Source organism: Nesterenkonia haasae, from assembly GCF_010119385.1.
GTDB lineage: Bacteria > Actinomycetota > Actinomycetes > Actinomycetales > Micrococcaceae > Nesterenkonia > Nesterenkonia haasae.
The window spans coordinates 500-13,482 of sequence record NZ_VFIE01000025.1; the positions used below are offsets into that span (position 1 = coordinate 500).

Below are 12,983 nucleotides of genomic sequence, written 5' to 3' on the forward strand. Positions count from 1 at the left end.
GTCGTCGGGTTCTTCCAACTCGGGTTCAGGTAGTTCTTCCTCATCGTCCAGTGGTGCACGGGTAACTTCAGGTGTGAATATGAGATCTGGCCCCAGTACCAGCAGCAGTGTCGCTCGAACTCTTCCGGCTGGCACCAACGTAGAGGTTCTCAGTTCCCGTGGGGGTTGGTATCAGGTACGAACCAACGGAAACACCGGGTGGGTGTGGGAGGACTTCCTCGACGTCCGATCCTCGTCATCGGGCTCGAGCGGTTCCAATAGCTCCTCGGGCTCCAGCGGATCGTCCAGCTCAGGAAGCTCATCCTCCGGGTCGGGGTCGTCATCCTCTGGTTCCGGCTCGGGAAGCTCATCGGGCCGGACTGGTCCGACTAGTGGCCAGCACGCCCAGAGTTCTCGCGGACCCTACAGTTCTGCGTGGGACCGGTTGGCTCAGTGTGAGTCCTCCGGTAACTGGTCCATCAACACCGGCAACGGCTACTACGGTGGCCTCCAGTTCTCTGCGTCCTCGTGGCGTTGGGTCGGGGGAAGCGGCCTGCCGCATCAGGCATCGAAGCAGGAACAGATTGAACGTGCCTACCAGCTGTGGCAACGCCAAGGGTGGGGGGCATGGCCTGCCTGCTCACAGCGCTTGGGCCTCAGCGGCAATCCCGGGGGCTGGGGAGACACATACTTTGACGCCCACGGAGGCACCCAGACCAGTTCCACCGTCACTTCGGCAGGTGATTGGCAGGCCACCTACTCGGTACCTCTGCGTGAAGAGCCCAGTTCAAGTTCGGACAAATTAGTCCAGATCCCTCGCGGCGAGGTGCTGCGCACAGGTGAACGACGCGGATCCTGGGTACAGGTGGAGCACGACGGTGTGATCGGGTGGGTCAACACCACCTTCGTCATGAGTGTTTAGGGGTACCTCGCCCGCACCGCGTCGCCGTGTGCGGGCAGGTCCTCGGCCTCGGCAAGAGCCCTAACATGCTCGGCCACCTGGGCCAATCCCTCACGGCCGTAGCGGATCACCTGCTGAGAGCGCATAAAACTTGTGACGTTCAATCCAGACGAATACCTTGATGCACCGCCCGTGGGCAGCACATGGTTGGACCCGGCGCAGTAGTCACCGAGGGAGACAGGTGTGTAGGCGCCGAGAAACACAGCACCGGCGTTATGGATGCGATCGGCGAAGGCATCGTCGTCGCTTGTCATAATCTCCAAATGCTCAGCTCCGTAGGCGTTGGCGATGTCGACTGCGATGTCCATGGAATCGACAAGCAGGACCGTTGACTGCCGTCCAGTAAGTGACTTCTTGACACGCTCAGAGTGTTTCGCAGCAGCGGCCTGTTCGCTCACCTGAGTAACAACACGTTCCACGAGACTAGGTGAGTCCGTCACGAGCACAGCTGCGGCAAGCTCATCATGCTCTGCCTGGGACACCAGATCTGCGGCTATGAGATGCGCTGGAGCCGTGTGGTCGGCTAGCACCATAATTTCGGTGGGCCCTGCCTCGGAGTCGATTCCAACCGTGCCCCGCACTGCTCTTTTGGCTGCGGCTACATATACGTTTCCGGGACCCGTGATCAGTGACACCGGAGGCACGTCGACGCCGCCTGCAGCGTCCTTCGCGCCATAGGCAAACATCGCCACAGCCTGGGCGCCGCCGACAGCATAGACCTCATCTATGCCAAGCAGCTGAGCCGCCGCCAGAATTGTTGGGTGCGGCCAGCCGCCGAAGTCTCGCTGCGGAGGTGAAGCGATCGCCAAGTGCGGCACCCCAGCGACCTGGGCAGGGACCACGTTCATGACGACAGAGGAGGGATATACCGCCTGACCACCGGGAACATACAATCCCACACGTTGGACCGGTACCCATTTGTTGGCAACTCGCGCATCAGGGCCAGGTGAGACCAGTGATGCCGCCGGAAGTTGGGCAGTATGCACCTCCCTGGCGCGCATTATGAGGGTATCCAGTGCTGTGCGCACCGCAGGATCTAACCCCGAGAGGGCGCGTGAGAGCACCTCTGACGGGACTCTTAGTGCACCCGGTCGCACTCCGTCGAACCTCTCGGAAAGATCCAGAAGAGCTTCGGTGCCGCCTCTACGAACCTGTTCCAGAATAGGGGTGACCGTCTCGATAGTCGCCGAAATGTCGTGTTCAGCTCGGGGCAAAGCCTGAGCAACATCCAATTTCTGGCCACGCAAATCAGTGGTAGTCAGCATGCTGACTATTCTTCCCTGTCATCGACCAAAGTGACGACTCATGACGAACCTCGCAGCGGGGAGGCTGGCCCGCGCACAACCTCGCGTGGAACAATTTCGGCCATGATCAGCTCCCACTTCCAGACGATGGCCGATTACGCCGGGTCGGTGTACCTCTCATCAGACGGCGCCTGGCCCGTGGCCGACATCACCACTGACGTAGACGACCATATTCCCGAGGAGTTCGAAACGATCGTCTCCGCGGCAGGGCCCTACATGGGGGTCCTCATCGGGCTGACCATCTCAGCAGTCGTGGCTCTGATAATTACCCTAATTCTCTCCTTCGCTCTGAAGCAGGTCTTCCGTCGAAAGTCGGTGGTTAAGAGGGCAATCAACCGCACTCGGGTCCCGGGCTTCTGCATTGTTCTGCTGGCGGGCACCGCACTGAGCGTCAGATACGCCGTGGACACTGATCTCGTATGGCAGGGCCCACTTTTCGTCCTGCTGAACATCGCTTTGATCATTTCCATCGCCTGGTGGGCTCTTCGGGTGGTGAAGATTGTGGAGGCGGTGATTCTATCCAAGTACATCGGTGAGGGTGAGCTTGGGGTTGAAGATCGCCGTGGCCGCAGAGTCCAAACACAGGTTGACCTGATCGGACGCATCCTCGCAGCCGTGATCATTACCGTAGCCGTCGCCGCAGTGCTGCTCCTCAATGAGAGCGTTCGCGGCCTGGGCGCCGGGTTACTTGCCTCGGCCGGAGTGGTGTCCGTAGTAGCAGGTTTGGCGATGCAGTCGACCCTGGCAAACCTCTTCGCCGGCATTCAACTCGCCTTCACCGACTCCATCCGTGTAGGCGATGTGGTGGTGATTGAAGAGAACTTCGGGACAGTGGAAGAGATCACACTATCGACAGTGGTTATCAAATCCTGGGACGGCCGCCGATTCATCTACCCCAGCGCGCACTTTGTGGCGACTCCCTTCGAAAACTGGACCCGAGTTGGCACAGAGCTATTGGGAGTCGTCGAGTTGGACGTGGACTGGCGAGTCCCCACCGACGCGCTTCGTGGCCGGCTTAAGCGTCTGCTCGCCACAACGGACCTCTGGGATGGGCAGACCTCCAATCTGCAGATCACGGAGGCAACGGGAGGGCATGTCCAGGCGCGAGTCGTCGTCTCGGCACGCAATTCGGGAGAGCTCTGGGACCTGCGCTGCCTGATTCGAGAAGACCTGGTCAATTTCCTCCGAGCTGAACACCCCTACGCTGTACTCACGCAACGGATGCTCATGACCAATGAGGAAGCCCTCGCAGGCGGGGCCGAGTCCATCGCAACCGGTCAGGTCAACACGGTCGCGGCTGATCCCCATACAATTCTCGGCGAGGACCCGGTCGCAGACCCCGTACCGGGTCCCTCCCCGGCATCACACGACACGACTGACCGCGATACTCAATTTCCCGTGGAGGAAGGACTTTTCACCGGATCGATCTCTGCAGTGGAGCGAAACCGAGAGTTTGCCGGACCTGGGGAGGAGGCCTACCGCGAGCGGAAGCATCGTCAGAACGACTGATAACAACATTGCAACGCTTAGGTTGCAATGTGGCCACAGTCCCTGATCTGGCTGTTCTCTCCGGAACAGTGCCATTACCGTTGGCAGGCGGACCTATGTCAGCAACATGAAACGGACTCGCCTGTGAACGTCGTGTCGCGAAGGACCGCGCAATTCGCTGCAGTCACTGCTGCGCTGTCTGCGTGCCTGTTCGTCGCCGGTTGTGTCGGCGAACCGAGTGAACCGCAGCATGACGAGCCAGAAACGGCCGCCATTGAAGAGCTGCCCCCACTGGATGAACCACAGGACGAGCCTGTCACGACGGCCTCGGATGACGAACCTCCACAACCGGACCAGGACGAAACTTCCACGGATGAAGCGCCGGAGGAGTTCCCGCCTGAGTCCGCTGGGGGCCAGGCCGAGCCGGAATCCGGTTCACCAAACGGCATGCTTGACGTCACGGAATTCTCAGCTGAGGCACAGGAGTCCAACGGATTTCCCGAGCTGCTGACTGATGTGCCTGAAGACTCCCACCTGCTGTTGGAAGAAGTTCGAGTCGGCATCCATGAGGGGTACCACCGCATAGTGTTCGAACATTCAGGGACTGGGGCGCCTGGATGGGCCGCCGAGTACGTCGATGAGGCGGTGGAACCAGGATCGGGTTTCCCCATCGAGATGGATTCCGAATCCATCCTTTATCTCGGAGTTGTCGGGTTAGAACCGGGAAATGCGGGTCAATCGGACGGGCACCTGGAACTGGGGAATCTCGTCGACACTCAGGGCACGGTCTTTTCCGAAGCAGTCACCACATTTGTGCACCACGGGTCCGCCAGCTACTACATAGGTTTGGACACGGTGCGTGATTACCGAGTATCAGTGTGGGAACACCCGGACGGGCCTCGATTGATCATTGACGTATTGGTGTAGCGGAACCTCGCCAGAGGCAGATCTCAGTAGCCCACGTTCGTTAAGACTAGCTCGTGGAGGCATCCGTCTCGGTCACTGCAGGCTCCCCATCCTCACCGGGCGCACTCATGCGCCTGTCGGTCGCCCACTGAACCACTGAACCAGGCATAAATCTCAGGCCCGCTGACAGTGCTCGATACTGAGCAGAAGGGACGCACAGCGATGCGCCCTGCGCATTGGCGGTGAGTCCCTGGCGGACGACGTCCTCAGCGTCCAGCCACATCCACTTCTTGGCACCACTAATGGTAATTCCAGAGCGTTCGTGGAACTCGGTCCGCACTAGCCCTGGGCACAGGGCGGTGACCGTGAGGCCTTCAGATTTCAATTGAGCATGGAGTGCCTTGGAAAAGTTCACCACCCACGCCTTGGCCGCCGAGTAGGTGCCTGTTGCGGCGAATCCTGCCACGGATGCCACATTGATAATCCGCCCAGCGCGTTGGGCAGTCATCGTGCGCGCCGCAGTGTGGCACAGCTCCATAGGTGTCTGCACATGCAGGCGCAGCAGATCACGCTCGTCTTGTAGGTCTGTGTCAAGGAAGTTGCCAGCCAGCCCGTGACCGGCGTTGTTGATCAGCAGATGTACGGGATAGGAAGGGTCCACTAGCCTTTCCTGGACCGCACCGACGCCGTCGTCAGTAGTCAGATCTGCTACCACCGTCTCAGCGCGAATCCCATACTGTGCCTCCAAAGACTCTGACTGGACCTCCAGTCGCTGCTCTGTCCGGGCGGCCAGCACCAGATCGTAGCCCTGAGCTGCCAACTGACGGGCGAATGCTGCGCCTAATCCTGCTGTGGAGCCGGTTATTACTGCGGTGTGGGTTCCCATAGGAATATCGTAGAGGTCCAAGACAACAGCCTGTGGCCAAAACACTCAGCCCAGGTCCAGATGCGTGTGGGAAAGCCAGAGGAGAAACTATGCGGTGGAACAGACGTGGCGAATGGGGGCCAGAGCTCTTTGGGGGGTCCCGGTTGAGGGAAGACCAGTGGGCACCGCTGGAGGCTAGGATCGTGGCAACCAACGTCGAAGCCGTCGAGCGAGTGCTCGAAGAGCTCACCGGATTCATGGACTATTTTCGCGAGGACGTAGACGGCACTCCCTTGACCGGTGTGACCGATGGGCAGCTGGCGCTCACCCAGTTCACAGAGACTGACAGTTTCGGACGCAGGGCGCTACGAGTCTGTTTCTACGCCGGAGGTCCTGTGGGCAAAGCGTCGCCGAACGCCTTTGAACGTCTCGGCAAAGCGTCCCGTTCTCTGGTGGACGAACTCAAGGCCGAAGGTATAGAGATCCAGGAAATTCGTTGGAACGAGCGCCCTTACATCCGGCGACCCTTCTAGCGGTCCCTGGTGAGATGGTCCAATTGGGCTGCAGCAATTCGAGTGATGACTGTCTGGTTAAGCCCAGTGGTGTCGCCGTACATGAGGTGTCCCAGCTGCTCGGCAGTGAGCTGACCGTGCTCAGTTAGCAGGGACCTAGCCTGTGCTAGGCGCTCCTGTCGGTGATCCAGATACGCCTTCACCACTGAGCCCAGTTCCTGATGTGACGGCCCGTGGGCTGGCAAGAGCATGTCGTCCTGGTACCCGGAGAGCATCTCTAGGGACCTCAGGTAGTCGGTCAGGGTGCCGTCAGGGAAGTCCAGCATTGTGGTTCCCCGTCCCAGGACGGTATCGCCAGTGAGCATCACTTTCGCTTCAGGAAGCCAGAAGCACACCGAGTCGGAGGTGTGTCCAGGAGTGTGCAGCACGGTCAGGATACTCCCACCGAGGCCGATCTGCTCGCCGTCGGTGAGAGGGAGCACCGTTCCCTCCCCACCGGGAAGACACACATCAGGATCCAGGCCGCGCACTTCAGCGCCCGTGACTGATGACAACAGTTTTGCGGCACCAACGTGATCACCGTGACGATGCGTCACGAGGATCTGCGCCACTGCGCGGCCTGCGGCGGTCTTCATGATGTTCCGGACATGCTCAGGATGTCCCTCTGGACCAGGATCAACGACGACGACGTCCTCTGCCTCGGGGTCACCGATGAGGTAGGTGTTTGTGCCCTCCAGCGTCATAGGGGAGGGGTTGTCACAAGTGAGCATCTGGACTGAGGCGGGTAACGGCGGGAGCGTCGTCATGTTCTCCAGCTTATGCCCGGCCGTAGACGTTACGCTTGGTCCGACGTGGCCCCACGACGGAAGTGAGCTGAACATGAGCGACCCGCACAAGAATTCTGACGCCAAGCACTCCACTCAAGGGGCATACGTCACTGGGGGTGAATTCACCCGTGACACTAACTACATTGAAGATCGTGTGGTGGCGGATGTGGATGCTGTTCGGAGCGCACCGCGTGAAGAGTCTTCCACTATCGGAGATCCACGGATCGCAGGACTTACCGCGGAAGCCCAGGCCTGGCCTGTGAAAGCCGGCCGTTACAGGCTGGTGGCCGCACGCGCCTGTCCATGGGCGCACCGAACGATCATCATCAGGCGGCTTCTCGGCTTAGAGGATGCGATCTCCTTAGCCACCCCAGGGCCAGTACACGACGCCCGTTCCTGGACTTTCGACCTCAGCTCTGACGGGCGAGACCCTGTGTTGAACACAGAATGGCTGCAGGAGAACTACTTCAAGCGGTTTCCCGACTACCCTCGCGGTATCACCGTCCCGGCCTTGGTGGACATTCCCTCAGGAGAGGTGGTCACCAATAACTATCCGCAACTGACATTTGATTTCTCCACCCAGTGGAGCGAATTTCACCGCCCCGGAGCTCCGAATCTGATTCCAGAGAATCTCATCGACGACATGCTCCCGGTCATCAAACGAATTTTCACTGAGATCAACAATGGCGTGTACCGGTCGGGATTCGCCGGAAACCAGGCGGCGTATGAGGAGGCCTACGACCGGCTCTTCGCCGCTCTGGACTGGGTCGAAGAGCGGCTTGAGGATCGCCGGTACCTCATGGGAGATCACATCACGGAGCCGGACATACGCCTGTTCACCACACTCGTGAGGTTCGATCCGGTCTACCACGGTCACTTCAAATGCAATCGGAATAAACTCACCGAGTTCCCCAACCTGTGGGCCTACGCCCGTGACCTGTTCCAGACCCCGGGATTCGGCGACACGGTCGACTTTGATCAGATCAAGGCCCACTACTACGTGGTGCACGAGGATGTGAACCCCACGCAGATCGTGCCGAGCGGCCCTGAACTTGAGAACTGGCTTTCTCCCCACGGCCGTGACACTTTGGGCGGCTCACCCTTCGGCGATGGCACCGCACCTGGTCCAATATCTGTGGACGAGCAACCCCCAGGCGCGAACCCCCTGAAGGCCTAGCCTGGGAAGGGACACTCTTCCTATCGTGTGATGAGCGCAACAGGTTATGCAGCGCGAATGACCTTTTGTGGCTGGTGGCGGTAAGCCGGGGCAGCAGACGATAGCGTGCGGTCAACTCAATACTGAGAGGACCACCGAGATGGCCAGTTCGCAGAAAACGTCGAAATGCGCACCGCCCAATGCACTGAGCATCGCTCTTGTTTGCGCCTTAAGCTGGTTCGTAGTGGGGTGTGGGAGCGAAGACAGCTACTCACCTGAATCGACGGTTGTGACGATGAAAAAGACAAGCAGCCTCCCTGACGAGGCGACGCAACCCGTCACTGTGGACCTCAACGCCGGGACTCTCATGGGCTACACCAATCGAGACGTCCACACCTTCCTCGGCATTGAATATGCAGAAAGCAGCCGATTTCAGCAGGCCCGGCCGGTGCCCGCCTGGGGCGATGTCCGAACCGCTCTGGTCTACGGACCGGCGTGCCCGGCAGGAGCCAACGACCGGGTTGAGCAGACTCAGTTCGTCAACTTATCCGGCACGAACCTTTCGCAGAACGAAGACTGCCTCTTCGCCAATGTGTGGACGACGTCGACGGAACCGGATGCCAAGAAACCCGTCATTCTCTGGATCCATGGCGGTACATACTCAACAGGGGCTGCGAATGAGTTGAGCTTCTATAACGGGCATAACCTGGCCACCACAGAAGAAGCTGTCTTTGTTAGCGTCAACCACCGCCTGAATGTCCTGGGCTACTCGGACTTCGCCGAATACGGGGAGGACTACGCAGACTCAGGCAACCTCGGACAGTTGGACCTGGTAGAGGCGCTTCGCTGGGTCAACAACAACATCGAGAAATTCGGCGGCGATCCTGACAACGTCACACTCGTTGGACAATCAGGTGGGGGAGGGAAGGTTCTGACACTGCTCGGTATGCCTGAAGCTGAGGGCCTCTTTCACCGGGCCGTCGCCATGAGCCCCGCCACCATGTGGCGAAGCCAGCAAGACGCTCAAGAGCAGGCACAAGAGCTCCTGGAGGAACTCGACGTGGCGGAACCGGCAGACGTACAAGAACTCAGTTACCAAGACCTCCATGCGGCAGCCCAGACCATCGGAATGGAGCATGCTCCTGTGACGGGAACACAGGCTTTTCCGGAGGAGACTTTCACAGTGGGTGGAGATTTCACCGAACTAGCCTCAGACATACCTCTTTTGGTGACCACGGTACTGGGAGAGTTCTCCAGCAATCTCGGAGACATGTCCTACGCCGTCCATGATCCAGATGACCCCATGCAAGACGCATATCAGCCTGGGCTTACTGATCACCGGGTCGATGAGCTTCTCACGCAGAGCTTCGGAGACCATGCAGACGAAGTAGTGGAGGCCTTCGAGCAAACATACCCCGGGCACCCGAGGGCTCATGTGCTCTGGATGGAGCAGGGGCCATTCTTCGGGCACACCCGCAACGCGGTGCTTGACGCTAAAACAGGACATGAGCAGGCCCCGGCGTTCGCGGCAGTCTTCGCCCGACCGCTTCCTGTTTTCGGCGGCGTGACACCGCCTCATACAGGCGGGGACGTCCCATTCCTGCTCCGCAACGACGACGCCATGGAGCATATCGTGGCGGGTGAAGACGCGGAGTTCCGCGAGTACTCCAGGAGCATCTCGGACTCCCTGTTGAGATTCGCTGCCACCGGAGATCCAAGTTCAGATTCTCTGAGTTGGCCGGCATACACCGAAGAGTCGCAGTCCATGATGGTATTCGACCGCGATATTCGCGTGCAGGACCATCACGAAAGTGACCTTTACAGGTTATTCGCCGAGATTGCCGAATAGCGCTGCACGACCACTGAATGCAGCCCATAAGAGAAGCTAAAGCCGAGCTAGCGGTGGTCCAGCTCACTACTTGTGACCCGTGCTACAGGTTATGCGCGAAAAACGACCAATTATGTGATCGCCCTCTCATGGCCGTGGTTCGCTTCTTACGGTGAAGAAGCCGGTTCCGTCTCAGGAGCCGTGCTCACTTCACCGAAGGAGAGGTTGATGAAGATCGCATATTTCGGACGACCAATGAAGTCAGCCACATGCATCGCAGCATGTATGGCTTTGGCTCTCGTAGGATGCTCACAAACCGCGGAGGACACCGCAGAAGCGGAAGACGCTAGTGCTTCCGAGAGGGAACCAGCGGACTACACCACCAGTGAAGCCACAGACGGCGACACCACTTTCACCGTGGTGGAAAACCCACATGGCGGCGCCAGGCTCACATTCGCCGACGACGGCGAGTTCGAACTCATCACTGAAGAGGAGGACGGTTCCACCTACGCGTTTAAAGACATGAACGGCAATGGTGAGCTGGACACCTGGGAAGACTGGCGCGAACCCGCAGAGATCCGTGCCGCTGGCCTCGCTGACCAGCTCACCATTGAGCAGGTTGCCGGGCTCATGCTGTTTTCCAGTCACGAACGCGCCCCGGGTGACGGCCTGACGGAAGACCAGGAGACGTACCTCGAGCAGGACCACCTCCGGAACGTCCTGAATGCGGGAGACTCAGATGTCCAAGACAACGTGACATGGGTCAACGAGATGCAGGCTTTCGTGGAATCTCTAGCATCCGAGGACACCCCGTACGTGCCCGTCAACTTCTCGACCGACCCCAGACATGATTCTGGTTCGGCTTTCCCAGAGACCGGCAGCCGTTCCGATTGGCCCTCCAACTTAGGCATGGCGGCGCTCTTCGATGCAGAACGCGTAGAAGAGTTCGGCCGCGTGGCGTCTGAGGAGTACAGGGCCCTGGGCATATCGAATGCGCTGAGTCCTCAGATTGATCTGGCTACCGAGCCACGCTGGCTCAGAGTCAACGGTACATTCGGCGAGAACGCCGAGCTGGCCGCCGAACTTGCTGTCGCCTACGTCGACGGATTCCAAAACTCTTATGAAGACGACGAGCCCACCGGCTGGGGGCCGCAATCGGTCTCCACTATGATCAAGCACTTCCCCGGAGACGGCGCTGGTGAAGGCGGTCGTGAATCTCACCTCAACTCCGGCAAGTACGCCGTGTTCCCGGGCGGCAACTTTGACACCCACCTCGATGTCTTCCTTGCCGCCCAGCATGCCTCGTCGATGATGATCAACTACTCCATCATGCTCGACGGTGAGGGCGAACCGCTGTTCGAAGATCGCGTTGGCAGCGCCTACGAAAAAGCCACCATCGACATTCTTCGCAAGGACAATGACTACGACGGCGTGCTCGTCACCGACTGGGGAGTGACCAATTCCTGGTTGGACGAAGAAGCTCTCTTCGGGATGGCATGGGGTAAAGAAGATCTCACCATCGACGAACGTCACTTTGAAGTTCTTCGAGCCGGTGTGGACATGTTCGGAGGCAACAACGAGGTCGGTCCGGTACTGGCCGCTCACGAGATGTGGCAGGAAGCCTACGAGAACGGTGAACTCGAGATCGACGCTGACACTCGCTGGGCCCAGACAGGTAAGCGCGTCCTCACGATGCTCTTCGAAACGGGGCTCTACGAGAGCCCATACCTGGATCTTGAAGAGTCTGAGGCAAGCGTCGGCAGCGAAGCCAAGATCCAAGCCGGCATAGAGGCCCAGCTCGACTCCGTGGTGCTGTTGAAGAACGACGACGTCATCACTGAGTCTGATGCTTCGGACTTCTCCGAGCAGACAGTGTACATTCCGCAGTCCTTCGACTTCGGTCAGGATGAGGCCTTCGGACCCGGCCAGTACACCGAAGGTCCGACCGTCGATACTGACGTGGCAGAAGAGTATTTCGGAACGGTCCTCACTGACGAGGTCGAGCTCAACGGCGATGAAGAAGTGGAGTCCTACGAAGCTCCTGACATCAGCGACGCCGACGCCGTAGTCGTCGGGATGCGAAGCCCGAACAACGGGACCAACTTCTCAAGCGCAGGATGGGACGAGGAAGAGGACACCTGGTACCCACTCTCGCTTCAATACCGCCCCTACACCGCCGACGGTGAGAACGTTCGCCAAGAGTCCATCAGCGGCGATATCGATGACAATGGTGAACGCGAGAACCGCTCCTATTTCGGAGAGACTTCACGCATTTCCAATGAAGCCGATCTCGACGCCTTCGAGCGTGCAGTTGAAGCAGTCGAAGCCAGCGGAAGGGATATTCCGATCATCGTGGTCCTCGACGCGTCGAACCCTGTGGTGCCCTCAGAGTTCGAAGAGGATGCTGACGCGATTGTGGCCGGTTTCGGAGTGAGCCACCAAGCACTGCTGGAGGTCGCCCTAGGCATCCACGAGCCCCAGGGCCGGTTGCCCATCGGGTTCCCCGCATCGATGGACGCACTTGAGCTGCAGCATGAAGATGTCGGTGAAGACCACGAAACCTATGTCGACTCCGCTGGAAATGACTACGCCTACGGATACGGCCTGGACTGGACGGGAGTCCTAGGGGACTAAAGTCAATGCCCGGAAGATCACCCATCGTGTTCTCCGGGACAGCACAACGAAAGGTAAATAAGACACATGAAGAACATGAGACGTGCGTCTCTCTCAGCGGTTGCTACGTGTGCAGTAGCGGCCCTGGCTCTGGTCGCCTGCGGTGATTCCGATGCCGATCAGGAGCCTGATGACGGAACTGACGAAGCAGCTGTGGAGAGTGCCGATAACGAAAGCGCAGAGCACCCCGAAGTTCACGAGGACCTCGAGGAAGCCCGGCAGGTCATCCTCGACGGCCTGGATGAGTTCGGCGAAGACCAGTCGGAGTTCCTGCTCGCTGATGACGTCAGCAGTGCCGAACAGAAATACGGGATGTGGGTCCTGCCCTACAAACACTCGGACGCCACAGACCGGGTGACGTCCCAGGTTGCTATTGACGGCGGTGACTTCACGATTGAAGCTGAGGCAGCCGACGACGGCACGACATACGTGATCGACCAGGACGGCAACATCGAGCAGGACGACTCCTAGCCTTCCTGCCGGT

Annotated in this window: 11 protein-coding genes and 1 pseudogene; 9 read left to right on the top strand and 3 right to left on the bottom strand. The window is 59.3% G+C overall.

Annotated features, from left to right (window positions below; translation table 11 throughout):
• Positions 1-79: 79 nt before the first annotated feature.
• Both FH975_RS17110 and FH975_RS17115 read left to right on the top strand, forming a co-directional pair.
• Positions 80-208 (top strand): annotated as a pseudogene (locus FH975_RS17110) (SH3 domain-containing protein); the annotation flags it as partial.
• A 216-nt stretch (positions 209-424) separates the two neighbouring features.
• Positions 425-901: a transglycosylase family protein gene (locus FH975_RS17115; protein WP_407938636.1), complete on the top strand. Its 477-nt coding sequence runs from the start codon at positions 425-427 to the stop codon at positions 899-901.
• Here the strand turns inward: FH975_RS17115 and hisD are convergent.
• Complete coding sequence (gene hisD / locus FH975_RS12630) at positions 898-2,205, bottom strand: histidinol dehydrogenase (protein WP_162321662.1); 1,308 nt, start codon at positions 2,203-2,205, stop codon at positions 898-900. The two genes, FH975_RS17115 and hisD, sit on opposite strands and share 4 nt — an antisense overlap.
• 102 nt (positions 2,206-2,307) lie before the next feature.
• Between hisD and FH975_RS12635 the strand changes: the two genes are divergently transcribed.
• Positions 2,308-3,753, top strand: a complete 1,446-nt coding sequence (locus FH975_RS12635; protein ID WP_162321663.1) for a mechanosensitive ion channel family protein — start codon at positions 2,308-2,310, stop codon at positions 3,751-3,753.
• Between the two features lie 123 nt (positions 3,754-3,876).
• Positions 3,877-4,659: an AMIN-like domain-containing (lipo)protein gene (locus FH975_RS12640; RefSeq protein WP_162321664.1), complete on the top strand. Its 783-nt coding sequence runs from the start codon at positions 3,877-3,879 to the stop codon at positions 4,657-4,659.
• Positions 4,660-4,705: 46 nt separating this feature from the next.
• On the opposite strand, the gene FH975_RS12645 is transcribed toward FH975_RS12640, so the two are convergent.
• Positions 4,706-5,524 carry an SDR family NAD(P)-dependent oxidoreductase gene (locus FH975_RS12645; RefSeq protein ID WP_153078698.1) on the bottom strand — a complete coding sequence of 273 codons (819 nt, stop codon included), beginning with the start codon at positions 5,522-5,524 and terminating at the stop codon, positions 4,706-4,708.
• Positions 5,525-5,613: 89 nt separating this feature from the next.
• Between FH975_RS12645 and FH975_RS12650 the strand changes: the two genes are divergently transcribed.
• Positions 5,614-6,036 (top strand): hypothetical protein, encoded by a 423-nt coding sequence (locus FH975_RS12650; protein WP_162321665.1) that lies wholly within the window; start codon positions 5,614-5,616, stop codon positions 6,034-6,036.
• On the opposite strand, the gene FH975_RS12655 is transcribed toward FH975_RS12650, so the two are convergent.
• Positions 6,033-6,821 carry an MBL fold metallo-hydrolase gene (locus tag FH975_RS12655; RefSeq protein ID WP_162321666.1) on the bottom strand — a complete coding sequence of 263 codons (789 nt, stop codon included), beginning with the start codon at positions 6,819-6,821 and terminating at the stop codon, positions 6,033-6,035. The two genes, FH975_RS12650 and FH975_RS12655, sit on opposite strands and share 4 nt — an antisense overlap.
• Before the next feature lie 73 nt (positions 6,822-6,894).
• On the opposite strand from FH975_RS12655, the gene FH975_RS12660 reads away from it, so the two are divergent.
• The 4 genes from FH975_RS12660 to FH975_RS12675 all read left to right on the top strand — a co-directional run bounded on the left by FH975_RS12660 (position 6,895) and on the right by FH975_RS12675 (position 12,970).
• Positions 6,895-8,019 carry a glutathione S-transferase family protein gene (locus tag FH975_RS12660; protein WP_162321667.1) on the top strand — a complete coding sequence of 375 codons (1,125 nt, stop codon included), beginning with the start codon at positions 6,895-6,897 and terminating at the stop codon, positions 8,017-8,019.
• A gap of 274 nt (positions 8,020-8,293) precedes the next feature.
• On the top strand, positions 8,294-9,847 hold the full coding sequence (locus FH975_RS12665; protein WP_162321668.1) for a carboxylesterase/lipase family protein: 1,554 nt from the start codon (positions 8,294-8,296) through the stop codon (positions 9,845-9,847).
• A gap of 207 nt (positions 9,848-10,054) precedes the next feature.
• On the top strand, positions 10,055-12,460 hold the full coding sequence (locus FH975_RS12670) for a glycoside hydrolase family 3 N-terminal domain-containing protein (protein ID WP_162321669.1): 2,406 nt from the start codon (positions 10,055-10,057) through the stop codon (positions 12,458-12,460).
• Positions 12,461-12,526: 66 nt separating this feature from the next.
• The gene (locus tag FH975_RS12675; protein ID WP_162321670.1) at positions 12,527-12,970 is read left to right on the top strand and encodes a hypothetical protein; all 444 of its coding nucleotides are present in this window, start codon (positions 12,527-12,529) and stop codon (positions 12,968-12,970) included.
• Positions 12,971-12,983 lie beyond the last annotated feature (13 nt).